This window comes from Rathayibacter sp. AY1B8 (assembly GCF_002932775.1).
Lineage (GTDB): Bacteria > Actinomycetota > Actinomycetes > Actinomycetales > Microbacteriaceae > Rathayibacter.
This window is the reverse complement of record NZ_PSWJ01000003.1, coordinates 87149-104249: the sequence shown is the minus strand read 5'-3', so window position 1 is coordinate 104249 and position 17101 is coordinate 87149. Positions and strand designations below refer to the sequence as shown.

Sequence of the window (17101 nt, the reverse complement as noted above, 5' to 3'; positions counted from 1 at the left end):
AAGGTTTCACGTGAAACAAACCGATTCCGCCGGTCTGACCGGAGGCTTCGATTCCTCGACTCCCCTGGCCCGGGAGATCGCGGATATGACCCGTCGGCGCGCACTGCTGAACGCCCAGCCGCTGCCCAAGCCCGAGTCGACGCGCGTCATCACGATCTCGAACCAGAAGGGCGGCGTCGGCAAGACGACGACGACCGTCAACCTCGCCGCCGGGCTCGCCCGCGGTGAGGCGAAGGTGCTCGTCATCGACCTCGATCCGCAGGGCAACGCGTCGACGGCCCTGGGCATCGAGCACCGCGCCGAGACGGCCAGCGTGTACGACGTGATCGTCAACGACACTCCCCTCGCGGACGTCGTGCAGAAGAGCCCGGAGTTCGCCTCGCTCTACGGTGTGCCGGCGACCATCCACCTGGCCGGCGCCGAGATCGAGCTGGTCTCGCTCGTCGCACGCGAGCAGCGTCTCCGTCGTGCGCTCGACCGCATGCTCGACACCATGGACGAGCCGTTCGACTACGTCTTCATCGACTGCCCGCCGTCGCTCGGTCTGCTGACCATCAACGCGTTCGTCGCCGCTCGCGAGGTGCTCATCCCGATCCAGTGCGAGTACTACGCGCTCGAGGGGCTCAGCCAGCTGCTCAAGAACATCGACTTGATCGAGCGGCACCTCAATCCGAACCTCGGTGTCTCGACGATCCTCCTGACGATGTACGACGGCCGCACGAACCTCTCCCAGCAGGTGGCAGCGGATGTCCGAGAGCACTTCCCGAAGGAGGTGCTGCGCGCGGTGATCCCGCGCAACGTGAGGATCTCGGAGGCGCCGAGCTACGGACAGAGCGTGATCAGCTACGACCCGCAGTCGTCCGGTTCGCTGGCGTATCTGGAGGCGGCCGCGGAGATCGCACGACGCGGAGCCCGGAAGACACCCGAGACGGCACACGAAGGAGAGGCACGCTGATGGCGACCAAGCGCACGGGACTCGGCCGGGGGATCGGCTCGCTCATCCCGACCAGCGACGAGTCGCGCTCCCGGCCTGTCGACGTCTTCTTCCCTGATCAGGTCGGCGATTCGGCCCGTGCCGAGGAGCTCCTCGAGGTCCCCGGAGCGCGCTTGGCGCGACTCCCCCTCGCCGACATCACGCCCAACACGGCGCAGCCGCGGTCGGTGTTCGACGAGGACGACCTCGCGGAACTCGTCCACAGCATCCGCGAGTTCGGAGTGCTGCAGCCGATCGTCGTCCGGCCCGTGACGGCTCGCGGCGGAGCGAAGTACGAGCTCGTCATGGGTGAGCGCCGGTTCCGCGCATCGAAGGCCGCGGGACTGACCACCATCCCCGCGGTCGTCAAGGACACGGCCGACGAGAACATGCTCCGCGACGCGCTGCTGGAGAACCTGCACCGCGCCGACCTCAACCCGCTCGAGGAGGCGTCCGCCTACCAGCAGCTCCTCAGCGACTTCGGGATCACACAGGAGGCCCTGGCGACGCGGCTCGGACGCTCGCGGCCGCAGATCTCGAACACACTCCGTCTTCTGCGCCTCCCGGCTGACGTGCAGGCCCGTGTCGCTGCCGGCGTCCTGACCGCGGGACACGCGCGTGCGGTTCTGTCGCTCGACGACGTCGAGATGATGCGCCGCCTGGCCGACAAGATCGTCAACGAGGACCTGTCTGTCCGCGCCGCCGAGGCTGCCGCCGCGCAGATGAAGGCGCCGCGGACGACCACGCGTCCCGTGGTGGAGGAGCAGGGCGGGCACTCCGGACACCTCTCGTCGATCGCGGATCACCTCGGCGACCGGTTGAACACGCGCGTCAAGGTCACCCTGGGCGCACGTAAGGGCCAGATGGTCATCGACTTCGCCACCATCCAGGACTTGAACCGCATCCTCGCCGAGATCGGGGAGCCGACCGAGGTGTCACTCGCTCCGTAGAGGGTCGGCCTAGCGGCCGCTACTGATCAACCGTGGGGTGGCGAGGGCGCACTCTCGCTGTGGTGTTGGCAGTAATCGCCGATGAGGCGGTATCTGCTCCCCTCGTCAGCATCACGATCACAGAGATCAGCACGCTTGAGGTGACCTACGAGCTGCCGTGTGAGCTCGGCACTCTCGGTCGTCACCATTTCTCTGATTGATAAGCCCTTATGACCGGTACAGCCTGATGAGGTGGCCCCAGGATCTGCGAGGCCCTGCTGACTCCGGGCCTGGTCGCGAATACGGCTGGTATAGCCGAACGGCGACGATCGCCGGGTATCTGGGGCATCGATCTCTGGATAGAGCAGCTTACGATGCGCCTATATGGCGGTTGAGTAGTCGTGGAGCGCCGGATCTAGGGTTGGCTGAGTTCAGACCTCGTTGACCTCCGGAGTTCATGTCGCTTTCGGTGACTCGCTGGCGGGCGCAGGACGGGTGCCTGGGCGGGTCGTACTCGGTGGCGCTCTCCGCTGCCCAGGGCGACGTCATGGTCGCCGATATTCCCGTGCGGAGTGTTTCACGTGAAACATTCCTACGTTGGCCGCTGAGATGAGGATCCCCTCGGCTCTCCGTGCATCCCAAGTCGCCGGTGAGGAGTGCTTCCTGAGCCTCCATAAATTGGCCGGCGGGGGGGGCAAGTTAAGACGGAATGCAGTATCGCTTCGTTCTCGCGGATCGACGCGGATGTGATGAGTGGGTTCGCCGAGGTTTGACGGAGGACCCAGTCGGCGGTCGCCCCCGGAGAGCACTGAAAGAGACGATGGAAGGGCCGTTTCACGTGGAACGGTGCGCTCTAGGGCGGCCTAGCCATTGAAGAGCTACGAGCTTGTCATGTAGGAGGTGAGGCCCTCATCGGCTCGACTCGCTCCAACGGACGCAACATTTCGGATTGAAGTTCCTCAACGGCTGCGGAAGCGTTTCACGTGAAACGCCCCTGCCGAAAACATTGGACGCCCATGCGGATCATCGTGGGACCGACTTCGACCGCAATGCTCGAAAGAGATTGCTCGCCTGACCCGCGGTATAGAGACACCACGCCCCCCCGAGGCGGAGTTGAGGTCGGAGAACCAAGCGAAAAGGGTCCCTTCGGGCCGTGGGTCTCGATACCTCGCGTTGTGGCTACTCGACCAGCATGGCGACGGGTGCCTGGTGTCGATCAGCGTCGATCGACCATGTTGTGTCTCCCCAGAGATGGCGCGGAAGGCGATCGTGGTGAGCCTCGATTCGACGCACTACTGCTCTTCACCGGTATGTCTGCGGATATGGCTAGACAGTTGGCGTGGATACACCGCTCCAGGCAACGCTAACCAGGTACCCACTGGGGGTGGCCAGGTCTCGATACGCGGCAATGGGTCTACTCGACCAGCATGACGACGAGGACCAGGTGGCGATGGTTGCCCGTGGGCCTGGTGAAAAGGTGGCGGCGGGGGCGGGATGTACCACGCTGATCTGCGGATAATCGACCGGCGCGGCGACAGAAGTCCAATGTTGGTGGGAGTCGATACGCGGCCTCGGGTTCTTCCCCGGGTTGGCACTACTGGTCTGCTGATGAGCCGTGGACCCGTTATTGAGCGGCTACTCGACCCGCATTGTAGGGAGAAGGCGGCGATAGAGGGTCCTGATCGGCCGCGACGCAATTACTCATCTGGCATGGATTCGAGCACTCGTTTAGAACTCAGCAGCCACGTGATCAGGAGCGTACGCGCAGCGGACCGTTTCACGTGAAACGGTGAAGGTCAGGAGGCGGCGAGCTTCGCGAGAGTGGAGTAGACGTCGCCGAGGTAGCGGCCGGATGCCTCGATGGCCTGGGGAACGAGTGAGGTCTCGGTCATTCCGGGAAGGACGTTCGCGTCGAAGAACCAGGGGAGTCCGGCGTCGTCGATGATGAAGTCGAGCCGCGACAGGTGGCGGAGTCCCAGCAGTTCGTGGATCGCAACGGCCACGCGGGACACCTCCTCCGTGATCTCCGGCGGGATCCGTGCCGGCGTGTAGAAGTGCGTCTCCCCCGCGTTGTAGCGCGCCTCGAAGGTGTACTGGCCCGCGACGGGTGCGATCTCGACAGGCGGCAGGGCGAAAGCTCCGTCACCGAGGTCGAGAACACCGACGGAGACCTCGGTCCCCTGGATCTGCTGCTCGATGAGCACGACGTCGCCGTAGGTGTACGCCTCCACCATCGCTCGCGGGAGCTGCGACGACTCCGTCACGATGCTGACACCCTGGGCCGAACCGCCCTGGGCGGGCTTCACCACGAGGGAGCCCGGCAGGTGCGCCTCGACCTGCTCCAGGATCCCGGCGGCTCCGAGCTCGCGGAAGGTCTCGCGGGGGAGGGTGACGGAGCGCGGGGTCGGGAAGCCGGCGCGAGCGACGAGCGTCTTCGCGGTCGGCTTGAACCAGGCCAGGCGCGCCGCGTCCGTCCGCGAGCCGACGTAGGCGAAGCCCGCCGCCTCGAGGAGCCCGAGGAGCGCACCGTCCTCACCGCTCGCCCCGTGCACCGCGGGCCAGACGACGTCGGGACGCTTCTGCAGGAGCGTCGAGAGGAGGCTGGCGTCCGGTTCGTGCAGGGAGACGCGGTGGCCCATCGCGGAGAGACGATCCGCCACGCGTCGGCCCGACCGCAGGGAGACGTCGCGCTCGTGGCTGATGCCACCGCTGATGACGACGATGTCGAGAGTACGGTCGAGCACAGAGAAATCGGTCATGACCAGGGCTTTCTTATCGAAGGAGCGGTGTCAGGAGACGTTCGGCGGCAGGACGGCGTCGCGCTTGCTCGCGTCGGCGCTGCTCAGCCGGCCCGTGCCCGCGAAGGTCGACAGCAGATCGAGCTCCCCGTTGATGACCGTGGCGAGGCGGCGGATGCCGTCACCGATGCGCTCCGGCGTCGGGTAGCAGAACGAGAGGCGGATGTTCTGACGTCCGTCTCCGTTGCCGTAGAACGCGGTACCCGGCGTGTACGCGACGAGCTCCTTCACTGCGCGCGGCAGCATCGCCTTGGAGTCGAGCTCCTCGGGCAGCGTGACCCAGACGTAGAAGCCGCCGTTCGGGTTCGTCCAGCTGAGGCCGGGCAGATGGGTCTGCAGGCCCTTCAGCATCGCCTCCTTCCGCTCGCGGTAGACGCCACGGAAGGTGTCGATCTGTCCGCGCCAGTCGGCTGTCTCGAGGTACTTCGAGATGACCAGCTGGCTGAAGGACGACGGACTGAGGACGGCCGCCTCGTTGGCGAGGATCAGCCGCTCGCGGATCGCATGCGGAGCGAGAGCCCAGCCCACTCGGAAGCCGGGAGCGAGCGTCTTCGAGAACGTGCCGAGATAGATCACTCCGTCCTCCTCCAGCGAGCGCATCGCCTTCGGCGGGACGTCCTCGAAGTAGAGGAGGCCGTACGGGTTGTCCTCGAGCACGAGGATTCCCTCGGACTTGCAGATCTCGAGGATCTCGACGCGGCGCTCCCAACTGAGGGTCACGCCCGCGGGGTTGTGGAAGGTGGGGATCGTGTACAGGAACTTGATCGTCTTGCCGGCGGCGCGCACGCGGGCGATGTGCTCGCGGAGGGCGGCGGGGATGAGCCCGTGCTCGTCCATCGGGACGTGCTCGACCTCGGCCTGGTACGACCGGAAGATGACCATCGCCGTGACGTAGCTGGGGCCCTCGGAGAGGACGACGTCCCCCGGGTCCAGGAACAGCTTCGAGACGAGCTCCAGGGCGTGCTGAGAGCCCGTGGTGACCACGATGTCGTCCGCACTGGCGGAGATGCCCTCGAGGGCCATGACGTCGAGGATCTGCTCGCGCAGGACGGGGACGCCCTGGCCCGACCCGTACTGCAGCGCGACGGGTCCCTGCTCCCGCATCACGGTGTCGATGGCGCCGGTCACCAGGTCCTGGGGGAGCGCGGACACGAACGGCATGCCGCCGGCGAGCGAGACCACTTCGGGGCGTGACGCGACGGCGAACAGGGCTCGGACCTCGCTGGCGGCCAGACCGGCCGTGCGCTCCGCATAGGAGTTGTACCAGGGGTCGAGGTTGGTGCCGCGGTTGGTCACGATGGTTCCGCTTCGCTCGGTGGACAGGGTCTCTCCGGCCGGAGCCGGGTGGATCCACAGTACCGGCCGGTCCTGTGCTGCGGCGGGGCGGTCGGTCGCCACCGCAGGGATCGTGGCCTGCGCCCCGGCGGGGCTGTTTCACGTGAAACAGCCTCGGGAACGAGGAGAGCCCCCGTCACGACGTGACAGGGGCTCTCGGAGACCGCAGAGGGCGGTCAGGAGTGCGAACTCAGAGGAACGCGGCCAGGTCGGCCTCGAGGGCCGGCTTCGGCTTGGCGCCGATGACGGTCTTCACGACCTCGCCCTTCTGGTAGACCTTCATCGCCGGGATCGACGTGATCTGGTACTTCGCGGCGGTCTGCGGGTTCTCGTCGACGTTCAGCTTGACGATCTCGATCTTGTCGCCGTGCTCGGCCGAGATCTGGTCGAGGATCGGTGCGACCATGCGGCAGGGGCCGCACCACTCGGCCCAGAAGTCGACCAGGACGGTCTTCTCGGAGTCGAGGACGTCGGACTGGAACGATGCGTCGGTGACGCTCTTCGCGGTGGACATGGTGTTCTCTCCTTCACGAGTCGGCGGGCTGCCGGCTCCGATGTGCGATGACCGGACGGTCAGCGGGTGATGAGCTCGGCCCGGGGTGAGCCTTCGGTGTGGGCGGTGCCATCGGCGAGCGAAGCGAGGTAGTGCTCCGCGTCGAGGGCGGCGACCGTTCCGGATGCCGCGGCGGTGACGGCCTGACGGTAGGTCGGGTCGATCACGTCGCCGGCGGCGAAGACGCCGGGAACGGAGGTCTGGGAGGAGCGGCCGACCACCGAGATGGTGCCCTCGGTGGTGAGGTCGAGCTTGCCGTGCACGACGTGCGTGCGCGGGTCGTTGCCGATCGCGATGAACAGGCCGTCGAGGTCGAGGTGGGACTCGGTGCCGTCGACCGTGTCGCGCAGCTTCACGCCGTCGACGTGGTTCTCACCGGTGATGCCGGTGACCTCGGCGTTCCAGATGAACTCGATCCTCTCGTTGTCGAAGGCGCGCTTCTGCATGACCTTCGAGGCGCGGAGAGAGTCCTTGCGGTGGATCACATAGACCTTCGCGGCGTGCTTGGTGAGGAAGGTCGCCTCCTCCATGGCGGAGTCGCCTCCGCCGACGACGGCGATGGTCTTCCCCTTGAAGAAGAAGCCGTCGCAGGTGGCACACCACGAGACACCGTGTCCCGACAGGCGGTCCTCATCGTGGAGGCCCAGCTTGCGGTAGGCGGATCCGGTCGCGACGACGACGGTCTTCGCCTCGATGCTCTCGCCGGAGCCGAGGTGGACGGTCTTGACCTCGCCCTCGAGATCGAGGGAGGTGACGTCGTCGTAGAAGGTCTCGGCGCCGAACTTCTCGGCCTGCGCCTGCATCGAGGTCATCAGCTCGGGGCCGAGGACGCCGTCGGGGAAGCCGGGGAAGTTCTCGACGTCCGTCGTGTTCATCAGGTCGCCGCCGATCTCGACCGACGAGGCCACGACCACCGGGTGCAGCTCGGCGCGCGCCGCGTAGATGGCGGCGGTCCAGCCGGCGGGGCCGGATCCGATGATGACGATGTCGCGCACGGCAACTCCTCGGGGTCTGTACGAGCGGTGACGGGTGGGGCGGGAGCCGAGCACCCGGAGCCGGTCGCTCGAATCGTTCCGCGGCTCCGTGGGCTACAACACATCCTAGGCGGGCACTATTCCGCGGGCCCGGGAGTGCCGGTGGTGCCACGCGCCGCTCTATGCAGCAGCCCAGGAAATGCGATCTGACCAGGCTTTTACCGGAGCAGCATCAGCGGCCCAGTCGGCGGAGCACCGGAGCGAGGACGGCGCGCAGCTCCGGCACCCGGAGGAACCAGAGGACCGCGAAGTAGACGAGCGCCATCACGGTGCCGATCGCGGCCATCGAGAGCAGCGGCTCCACGTAGTTCGAGACGGCGAAACCGCCCGCGCGCGTGCCGCCGAGGGCGACCAGGACGCCGTAGCCGGCGGCGGCGGAGGGCAGCGCGGCGAGGACGAACTGCGCGAGCCTGACGAGGATCCGCCTGCCTCCGCGGCCGCCGAGCCGGCGGCGCAGGAGGAGGGCCGCCACGAGGGCCTGCACGCAGATGCCGAGCGAGGTCGCAGCGGCGATGCCGACGGCGGTGCGGTCGGCGGGGAGCCGGAGCACGATCAGGTACCCGGCGACCGCCACGACGACCTGCACCAGGGTGAACAGGAACGGCCGCGCTCCGTCGCTCAGGGCGTAGAACGCGCGCTGCATGATGGCGATCGAGGAGAACAGCGGCAGGGCGATCACGTAGGCCATGGCGATCGCTCCGATGGCCTGCGCGTCCGCGAACGAGTCGGTGAAGACGGAGCCGAACGGCACCGCGACCACGACGATCGCGGCGGCGGCGAAGACGAGCATCATCAGCACCAGGCGGAGCGAGGTGGAGACGTCCGAGCGGAACTCCTTCATCTCCCCCCGCGCGGTGTGGCCGCTCATCTTGGTGAAGTACGCCATGGCGATCGAGATCGCGATGACCGAGTGGGGCAGCATGAAGATCAGCCACGCCTTCTGCAGCGCCGCGGCCGAGGGCCCCTCGCCGGACGCGGTGGAGGAGACCTGGCTCTCGACGATGCCGGCGACGATGGTCAGCAGCACCGTGGCGAACGACCACAGCGACATCCGCCCGGCCGTGCCGAGACCGACGCCCCGGAAGCGGAAGTCGGGGCGGTAGCTGAGGCCGACCCTCCGCCAGAAGAGCATCAGGAACAGCGACTGGACGACGATGCCCAGTGTCGCGCTCCCGCCGAGGAGGGTGACCATCGCCGGGGACCACGAGTCGACCGGACGGTTCCCCTCCGGATCGGCGCCGAACAGCACCATGAAGGCGACGAGCCCGGCGATCACCACGACGTTGTTCAGCACGGGCGCCCAGGTGAAGGGGCCGAACGAGCCGCGGGCGTTGAGCACCTCGCCGAGGATCGTGAAGAGGCCGTAGAAGAAGACCTGCGGCAGGCACCAGAACGCGAAGGCGACGGCCAGCTGGTACTGCTCCGGTCCGTAGCCGGGCGCGTAGAGGCGCACGAGCAGGGGAGCGAGGACCGTGGCGGCGATCGTGGTCACCAGGAGCAGGCCGAGCGCCAGGGTCAGCAGGCGGTTGATGTAGCCGCGGCCGCCGTCGGCGTCGAGGCCCGCCCGCACGATCTGCGGGACGAGGACGGCGTTCAGAGCGCCGCCCGCGATGATCGAGTAGATCGTGTTGGGCAGCAGGTTCGCCGTCGTGAAGGCGTCCGCGCCCGGCGCGACCGCGGCTCCGATCGTGTTCGCCATGACGATCGACATGACGAAGCCGAGGATCCTCGAGACCATCGTGCCGGAGGCGAGGACGGCGCTCGCGCGTCCGAGGGAGAAGCTAGCCACGCGGGTCCGATCGCTGGTCGTCGAGGTCGGGCTGGACCTCGAGCACGGCGTTCGGGTCCTCCTCGTCCTCAGGGGTGTCGCCTCGACGGCGACGGCGGATGTTGCGGAGGATGCCGGCTCCGAAGACGACGACGAGCGCGATCCCGATGACCAGGGTGCCGACGGTCTCCCAGTCGGCGCGGACGCTGGTCGTCATGCCCGTGGGGGTGCCGATGGGGACGCCCTGCGCCGAGGTCAGCTGCAGGCCGAGGCTCGTCTCGCCGTTGCCGACCCGGGCCTTCACGGGGATGAGGACGCGGCCCTGCGAGCGGGCGTCGATCTCGGTGGTCTCGATCGCCTCCTCGTCGATGTCGAGGACGGCGTTCGAGGTCGAGGCCTGGATGCGGACGGCGATCGGCCAGGGGAGCTCGTTGCGGACGTACACGGGGATGCTCGAGTCGCGGGAGACCTGCAGGATGCTGCCGGTCGCGTCGATCGACACCAGCGAGAGCGTCCGGTCGGCCTCGGTCATGGCCGCGCCGACGGCGTCGCCCCAGCCGCTGCCGTCTCCGCGCCAGGTCACCGAGAGCAGCGCCAGCACGTCGTTGCGGCTCTTGCCCGACAGCAGCTCCGGCTCCTGCAGCACGGAGGAGAACGCCTCGACCTCGGAGCCGGCGTCGAGCAGGTCGCGCACCCGGTCGAGCCGCGACTCCGACTCCGGCGAGTCGACGACGCTCGCGCCCTCGGTCGCGGGGACGGCGAGGGCGGTGGAGAGGGCGACTCCGCGGGCCCAGGGCAGCGACTCGATCGCGTCGAGGGTCTCGGAGAGGCGCGCGGCGCCGATCGCCGAGCCGCGGCCGAGGGTGAGCACGACGTCCGGCGCGGTCCCCTCCTCCTGCACCTCGGCGAGATCGGTGGCGATCTCGGACATGCGGGCGCGCCACTCGGTGTCGTCGGTGGCGGTGGCGGCCGCGTCGAACGCCTCGGTGAGGCGCGAGTCGGCCACGACCAGGTCCGAGTCGCCGACGGTGGCGCGCGAGGTCGTGGTCACCTCCTCCGGCAGCAGGAGACCGGAGGAGGGGACGACCGTGCGGTTCATGCCGCTGGCCGCGTAGACGTCGAGGTCCGACCCGCGGAGGGTGCCCTCGTCGGGCCAGGCGACGCTGCCGAGGGAGGTGCTCCAGTCGGAGGCGAGCAGCGACTCGGTGCTCGGACGCGCCGGCAGGTCCTCGGCCGGCTGGTCGGAGTCGACGGCGACCGTGGGCGCCGGGCTGGCGGTGCCGGGGACCGCGGCGAAGCGGGTGTCGTCGATCGCGTACTCGAAGGAGGTGGGAGAGAGGAGCGCGGAGAGCCCGGCCTGCGCCTGGGCCGAGACGTCGGCGTCGGCGTACGGCAGGGCGAAGCGCTCGTTCGGCACGGACTGCAGCCGGTCGAGCCAGCCGAGGGCGGACTCCGGAGCGGCGCTGCCGAGAATGCGGATCGAAGCGAGGATGCGCGGGTCGACCCCGATCGTGACGCCCTTCCCCGCGACCGCGTCGAGCTGCCGGGTGAGGGTCCCCGTGCCGTCGGTGTAGTCGGCGAGGGCCTCGGCCGAGAGCAGGCCGTCGGCCGTGTCCGGGACGGTGAGCGGGACGAGGACGCTGACGCCGGTCTCGCGCTCCGGGGCCACCGCGTCGTCGGTCAGCTCGACGGCGGTGCGAGCGGTCGAGACGACACCACCCGGACCGGTGACCGTGACGAGGACGGCGTGGGTGCCGAGCGCGGTCCGGTCGTTGGAGAAGGGGATCTGGTCGACCGGCACGGTGAGGCCGGCCTCGGCGGTGCTGGAGGGCAGCAGGCGCAGCTGGGCGGTCGCACGGACCGGGTCGGTGTCGTTGTCGGCCTCGGCGTCGAGCCAGTCGTGCAGCTCCGCGCGGGTGTCGAGGGTGGCGTAAGAGAGGGCGACCGTCACGTCGGCGCTGTCGATCGCCTCGGTGGTGCCGTTGCGCACGGCGATCGAGAGCTCGAGGTCCTGGCCGGGCCGCAGGACGCCGTCACTGCCGGCCCCGGCGGTCGTGGTGACGGTGCCGGGAGCGGGCGTCGAGGTCGCCGTCGCGGCGGTGACCGGGGCCGCGAGGGCGGGGGAGGCCACGCCGGTCAGGCCGAGCGCGAGGGCGGCAGCACCTGCCGAGCGGAGCAGGAGGAGGGCCGCCCGCGAGCGGCGGGAGCGGAGGGAGGGGTCGCGCCGATGCATCGGACTCACTCGGCCTCCATGCGAGTGATTCTACGGGCAGCCCTCCTCGGGGCAGGCGGTGCGTCCGCTGTGCAGGCGGTTCCCCCGCGTAACCCCCTGGCACGGTCACCCGCTGCCGGGACACCCCCCGCCACTAGGATCGTGCGAATGCACAGCGTCCAGACCGCTCTCGAGACCCTCCGCGCGCTCGCGGGGACGCCCACGGTGGCGCGGCTGGCGGAGGCGTTCGCAGCCCAGGGCCACGAGCTCGCGCTGGTCGGCGGCCCGGTCCGCGACGCCTTCCTCGGCCACGGCGTGCACGACCTCGACTTCACCACCTCCGCACGCCCCGACGACATCGTGCGGATCGTCGCTCCGATCGCCGAGGCGCACTGGGACATCGGCCGGGCCTTCGGCACGATCGGCGCTCGCGTGGCCGGCGAGACGGTCGAGATCACGACCTACCGCAGCGACAGCTACGACGGGGTGAGCCGCAAGCCCGAGGTCGAGTTCGGCGACTCGCTCGAGGGCGACCTGGTGCGGCGCGACTTCACGGTCAACGCGATGGCGCTGCGGCTCCCGGAGGTCGTCCTCGTCGATCCCTCGGGAGGAGTGGAGGACCTGCTCGCCGGCCGGCTGCGCACCCCCTCCCCCGCCGACCTCTCCTTCGGCGACGATCCGCTCCGGATGCTCCGCGGCGCGCGCTTCACCTCGCAGCTCGGCTTCCGCACCACCGACGAGGTCGAGTGGGCGATGGCCGAGCTCGCCGGCCGGATCGACGACGTCTCGGCGGAGCGCGTGCAGGAGGAGCTGCGGAAGCTCCTCGCGACCGCCTCGCCCCGAGCCGGCCTGGAGCTGCTCGTCGACACCGGTCTGGCCGGTCGCTTCCTCCCGGAGCTGCCCGCGCTGCGCCTGGAGCAGGACGAGCACCACCACCACAAGGACGTCTACACCCACAGCCTCACCGTGCTGGAGCAGGCGATCGCGCTGGAGGAGTCGCGGCACCCCGGAGCCGCGCCCGACGTGGTGCTGCGGCTCGCCGCCCTCCTGCACGACATCGGGAAGCCGGCCACGCGGCGGCTCGAGCCGGGCGGAGCGGTGAGCTTCCACCACCACGACCTGGTCGGCTCCAAGCTCGCGATCAAGCGGTTGCGCGCGCTCAAGTTCGACAACCAGACGACGAAGGACGTGGCCCGCCTCATCGAGCTGCACCTGCGCTTCTTCGGGTACACGGACGGCGCGTGGACCGACTCCGCGGTGCGCCGCTACGTGACCGACGCCGGGCCCCTGCTCGAGCGGCTGCACATCCTCACCCGCGCCGACGTGACCACGCGCAACCGCCGCAAGGCCGACCGGCTCGCGCACGCCTACGACGACCTCGAGGCGCGCATCGCGGAGCTCGCCGAGAAGGAGGAGCTCGCCTCCAAGCGCCCCGACCTCGACGGCACGCGGATCATGGAGATCCTCGGCCTCGCCCCGGGCCCCGAGGTCGGACAGGCGTACCGGTTCCTGCTGGAGCTGCGGCTCGAGGAGGGGCCGCTCGGCGAGGAGGTCGCGACGCAGCGGCTCCGCGAGTGGTGGGCGTCTCGCTGAGGCGCTGAGCCGGGCCGCGTGCCCGCCCCGCCCTGCACCCGGGTTGGTGCGCCTCGAGCGGATCCGTCCGGCGCGTCGCGGCGGTCCTGTTGTAGTCTGTACAGGTTGTCCACGACCAGACGCACTCGCGTCCGCGGGAGTGGGCAGATGCTACATACCCTCCTGTCACGGAAATACCGTGGCCGTTCAGTCCGAAGGAGGTGGGTTAGTGACGCATCAGTACGAGATCATGGTCATCCTGGACCCCGAGATCGATGAGCGCACCGTCGCTCCGAGTCTCGACAAGTTCCTCAACGTCATCCGCACCGATGGTGGATCCATCGACAAGGTCGACGTCTGGGGCCGCCGTCGTCTGGCGTACGAGATCAACAAGAAGTCCGAGGGCATCTACGCCGTCGTCGACTTCACGTCGACCTCCGCCGCAGCGAACGAGCTCGACCGTCAGCTGAAGCTGTCCGAGGCCGTCATGCGCACCAAGGTGCTGCGGGCCGAAGAGGGCATCGCCCAGGTCGCGGCCGCCGCGAAGCTCGCCGACGAGAAGGCCGCCCGCAAGGCTGCCAAGGCCTCGGCCGCTCCCAAGGCGTAGCGCTCATGGCCGGCGAGACGATCATCACCGTGGTGGGGAACCTCACCGCCGACCCCGAGCTGCGCTACACGCAGGGCGGGCTCGCGGTCGCGAACTTCACCATCGCCTCCACGCCGCGCACCTTCGACCGTCAGGCGAACGACTGGAAGGACGGCGAAGCGCTGTTCCTCCGCGCCTCCGTCTGGCGCGAGTTCGCCGAGAACGTCGCAGGAACGCTGACCAAGGGCAGCCGCGTCATCGCGACCGGCCGCCTGAAGCAGCGCTCCTACGAGACGAAGGAAGGCGAGAAGCGCACCAGCATCGAGCTCGAGATCGACGAGATCGGGCCCTCGCTGCGCTACGCGACCGCGCAGGTCACGCGCGCCTCCGGTGGAGGCGGACGCGGCCAGGCCGGTGGCGGCCAGGGCAACGGCGGTCAGATCGGCGGCGGCCAGGGCGGCTTCGGCGGCGGCGGTCAGGGGGGCTCCGGCAACGCCGGCGGCAACCGTGGCGGTCAGGCCGAGGAGCCGTGGGCGCCGAGCGCTCCCGCCGGTGGCGACGTGTGGAGCACGCCGGGCAGCTACAACGACGAGACGCCGTTCTGAGCCTCGGCTCGGACGCTCTCCTCACCTGAATCACGCCTCCCCCGCACCGCGATCGCTCGCGGCGGGGCAGGGGCGAACCAGAATCTAAGGAAACCACTATGGCTGGAAAGAGCAGCGGCGACCGCCGCAAGCCGATCCGCGGCAAGGGCGCGAAGAACGCGGCCCCCGCGAAGTCGGTCCGCGTGGGTGTCATCGACTACAAGGACGTCGCGACCCTCCGCAAGTTCATCTCGGAGCGCGGGAAGATCCGCGCCCGTCGTATCACCGGCGTCTCCGTTCAGGAGCAGCGCCTCATCGCCCGTGCCGTCAAGAACGCCCGCGAGATGGCGCTCCTGCCCTACGCCGGCAGCGGAAGGTAGGTAACGGTATGTCCAAGGTCATCCTGACCCACGAGGTCGACGGACTCGGCTCGGCCGGCGACGTCGTCGACGTGAAGAACGGGTTCGCCCGCAACTACCTCATCCCGCAGGGCTTCGGCGTCGCGTGGACCCGCGGTGGCGAGAAGCAGGTCGAGCAGATCAAGTCGGCGCGAGCCGCTCGTGAGCACAAGACCATCGAAGAGGCCCAGCACACCAAGCAGGTCCTCGAGGCCAACCGCGTGAAGCTGACGGTCAAGGCCGGCAAGGACGGCCGCCTGTTCGGCTCGGTGAAGACCTCCGACATCGCGAACGCGGTGGCGGCGGCCGGATTCGGCGAGCTCGACAAGCGCAAGATCGTCATCTCGAACGCGATCAAGCACGTCGGCGAGCACGAGGCCGTGGTGCGTCTGCGTGACGACATCCAGGCCACTGTGAAGCTGCAGGTGGTCGCGGCCAAGTAAGGCCGCGAGAACGCCGCGGAGGGCGGTGCGACGGGACTTCCGAGTCCCCTCGCACCGCCCTTCGTCGTTCCCGTTCTCCACAGCTCCATCCACATACACCCTCCAGCGGGACCAACCTTCACTGTGGTCTTGAGACTCTTTTCCCCACACACCTGTGGAAAGCAGGAAATGCCTGGTCAGGAGCCGGAAAAAACTTACTGAGAGCCGCTGATCCCACAGGGTTGTCCACATGTTGCCCACAGTGGGCCCGGCGTTTCCCCGCGGTTCTGCACAGCTCTCTCCACAGGGCGGTTTGCGTGCCGCGGGCGGCGGTCCGTAGGGTGGCGCAGCGCCCCGCGAGGGGTGCGGGCAGGCGCCCGTGCGCCGCTGTCGGAGGTCGCTGGTAGACCGGATCCCGGCACCGCGCGACCGGACGCGCAGCACCCGACAGGAGGAGGCGAAGGCATGACGATCGCGCACCTGGCGGTACCCGGCTCGGACGGACGGGACGGTCGCGGAGACCGCGGCGAGTCGCGCGGGAACGAGCGGACCCCTCCGCACGACCTCCTCGCCGAGCAGTCGGCGCTGGGCGGCATGCTGCTCTCGAAGGACGCGGTCGCCGACGTCGTCGAGAGCGTCAAGGGCACCGACTTCTACATCCCCAAGCACGAGATCGTCTTCGACGCGATCCTCGCCCTCTACTCGCACGGCGAGCCGACCGACGTCATCGCGGTCACCGACGAGCTCACGAAGCAGGGCGAGCTGCAGCGGGCCGGCGGCGCCGACTACCTGCACACGCTCACCTCGATGGTCCCCACCGCGGCCAACGCCGGCTACTACGCCTCCATCGTCGCCGAGCGCGCTCTGCTGCGCCGCCTCGTCGAGGCGGGCACCCGCATCGCGCAGATGGGCTACCAGGGCGAGGGCGAGGTGCTCGACCTGGTCAACACGGCGCAGGCCGAGATCTACAACGTCACCGGCTCCGAGACGGCGGAGGACTACGTCCCGCTGACCGACGCGGTGACCGTCGCGATCGACGAGATCGAGGCGGCCGCTCACAAGGACGGCAGCTTCACCGGCGTCCCCACCGGCTTCGCCGACCTCGACGACCTGACCAACGGCTTCCACGCCGGGCAGATGATCATCGTCGCCGCGCGCCCCGCGCTCGGAAAGTCGACGCTGGCGCTCGATTTCGCCCGCGCCGCCGCGATCAAGCACAACATGGCCACGATCTTCTTCTCCCTCGAGATGGGGCGCAGCGAGATCGCGATGCGCCTCCTCTCGGCCGAGGCGTCCGTGCCGCTGCAGCACATGCGCAAGGGCACGGTCGACCAGCGCGACTGGACGACCATCGCCTCCACCCGCGGCCGGATCAACGACGCGCCGCTCTACATCGACGACTCGCCCAACATGACCCTCGTCGAGATCCGGGCGAAGTGCCGCCGGCTCAAGCAGCGGGTCGGGCTCAAGATGGTCGTCATCGACTACCTGCAGCTGATGACCTCCGGCAAGAAGGTCGAGAGCCGCCAGCAGGAGGTCTCGGAGTTCTCGCGTGCCCTCAAGCTCCTCGCGAAGGAGCTGCAGGTGCCGGTCATCGCGCTCTCGCAGCTGAACCGAGGCCCCGAGCAGCGCGCCGACAAGCTCCCCGCGATCTCGGACCTCCGCGAGTCCGGCTCGATCGAGCAGGACGCCGACATGGTGATCCTCCTGCACCGCGAGAGCGCCTACGAGAAGGACAACCCGCGCGCGGGCGAGGCCGACCTCATCGTCGCCAAGCACCGCAACGGCCCGACCCGCACGGTCACCGTGGGCTTCCACGGCCACTTCTCGCGCTTCGCCGACATCCCGGCGGTCTGACGTGTGCTACCGACAGGGGCGAATCCCGGTCATGATCTTCCCAATTTGACCTACTCAGTGCGAGGTGCATGTAAGGGCAC

Annotated in this window: 14 protein-coding genes; 8 read left to right on the top strand and 6 right to left on the bottom strand. The window is 69.0% G+C overall.

The genetic code is table 11. The features are described 5' to 3' along the window. Window positions 1–85: 85 nt before the first annotated feature. Both C5C63_RS03725 and C5C63_RS03720 read left to right on the top strand, forming a co-directional pair. Window positions 86–955 (top strand): ParA family protein, encoded by an 870-nt coding sequence (locus tag C5C63_RS03725; RefSeq protein WP_104247021.1) that lies wholly within the window; start codon window positions 86–88, stop codon window positions 953–955. After that, complete coding sequence (locus C5C63_RS03720) at window positions 955–1923, top strand: ParB/RepB/Spo0J family partition protein (protein ID WP_104222684.1); 969 nt, start codon at window positions 955–957, stop codon at window positions 1921–1923. Before C5C63_RS03725 ends, C5C63_RS03720 begins: the two co-directional genes overlap by 1 nt. A 1775-nt stretch (window positions 1924–3698) precedes the next feature. Here the strand turns inward: C5C63_RS03720 and C5C63_RS03715 are convergent. The 6 genes from C5C63_RS03715 to C5C63_RS03690 all read right to left on the bottom strand — a co-directional run bounded on the left by C5C63_RS03715 (window position 3699) and on the right by C5C63_RS03690 (window position 11623). Continuing rightward, window positions 3699–4661 carry an ATP-grasp domain-containing protein gene (locus tag C5C63_RS03715; protein WP_104325501.1) on the bottom strand — a complete coding sequence of 321 codons (963 nt, stop codon included), beginning with the start codon at window positions 4659–4661 and terminating at the stop codon, window positions 3699–3701. A 30-nt stretch (window positions 4662–4691) separates the two neighbouring features. Next, a complete protein-coding gene (locus C5C63_RS03710) occupies window positions 4692–6023 on the bottom strand; it encodes a PLP-dependent aminotransferase family protein (protein WP_374952920.1) in 1332 nt (443 codons plus the stop codon). Window positions 6024–6225: 202 nt separating this feature from the next. Beyond that, a complete protein-coding gene (gene trxA / locus C5C63_RS03705) occupies window positions 6226–6549 on the bottom strand; it encodes a thioredoxin (protein ID WP_104222687.1) in 324 nt (107 codons plus the stop codon). Between the two features lie 59 nt (window positions 6550–6608). After that, window positions 6609–7583, bottom strand: a complete 975-nt coding sequence (gene trxB, locus C5C63_RS03700; RefSeq protein ID WP_104225794.1) for a thioredoxin-disulfide reductase — start codon at window positions 7581–7583, stop codon at window positions 6609–6611. 211 nt (window positions 7584–7794) lie between these two features. Continuing rightward, window positions 7795–9411, bottom strand: coding sequence for a murein biosynthesis integral membrane protein MurJ (gene murJ / locus C5C63_RS03695; RefSeq protein ID WP_258065375.1), 1617 nt, complete (start codon window positions 9409–9411; stop codon window positions 7795–7797). Beyond that, complete coding sequence (locus C5C63_RS03690) at window positions 9404–11623, bottom strand: DUF6049 family protein (RefSeq protein WP_104325500.1); 2220 nt, start codon at window positions 11621–11623, stop codon at window positions 9404–9406. The genes murJ and C5C63_RS03690 overlap by 8 nt, the downstream gene beginning before the upstream one ends. Before the next feature lie 147 nt (window positions 11624–11770). On the opposite strand from C5C63_RS03690, the gene C5C63_RS03685 reads away from it, so the two are divergent. The 6 genes from C5C63_RS03685 (at window position 11771) to dnaB (ending at window position 17021) form a co-directional block, all read left to right on the top strand. Beyond that, window positions 11771–13195 (top strand): CCA tRNA nucleotidyltransferase, encoded by a 1425-nt coding sequence (locus C5C63_RS03685; protein ID WP_104325499.1) that lies wholly within the window; start codon window positions 11771–11773, stop codon window positions 13193–13195. 208 nt (window positions 13196–13403) lie between these two features. Beyond that, a complete protein-coding gene (gene rpsF / locus C5C63_RS03680) occupies window positions 13404–13781 on the top strand; it encodes a 30S ribosomal protein S6 (protein ID WP_068207796.1) in 378 nt (125 codons plus the stop codon). A 5-nt stretch (window positions 13782–13786) separates the two neighbouring features. Continuing rightward, window positions 13787–14365, top strand: a complete 579-nt coding sequence (locus C5C63_RS03675) for a single-stranded DNA-binding protein (protein WP_104222691.1) — start codon at window positions 13787–13789, stop codon at window positions 14363–14365. Window positions 14366–14463: 98 nt separating this feature from the next. Further along, window positions 14464–14724 (top strand): 30S ribosomal protein S18, encoded by a 261-nt coding sequence (gene rpsR, locus C5C63_RS03670; protein ID WP_055784551.1) that lies wholly within the window; start codon window positions 14464–14466, stop codon window positions 14722–14724. 8 nt (window positions 14725–14732) lie between these two features. Next, entirely contained in the window at window positions 14733–15185 is a 453-nt protein-coding gene (gene rplI, locus C5C63_RS03665; RefSeq protein ID WP_104222692.1) for a 50S ribosomal protein L9, read from the top strand. Window positions 15186–15629: 444 nt separating this feature from the next. Continuing rightward, entirely contained in the window at window positions 15630–17021 is a 1392-nt protein-coding gene (dnaB, locus tag C5C63_RS03660; RefSeq protein WP_104225797.1) for a replicative DNA helicase, read from the top strand. Window positions 17022–17101: the final 80 nt, after the last annotated feature.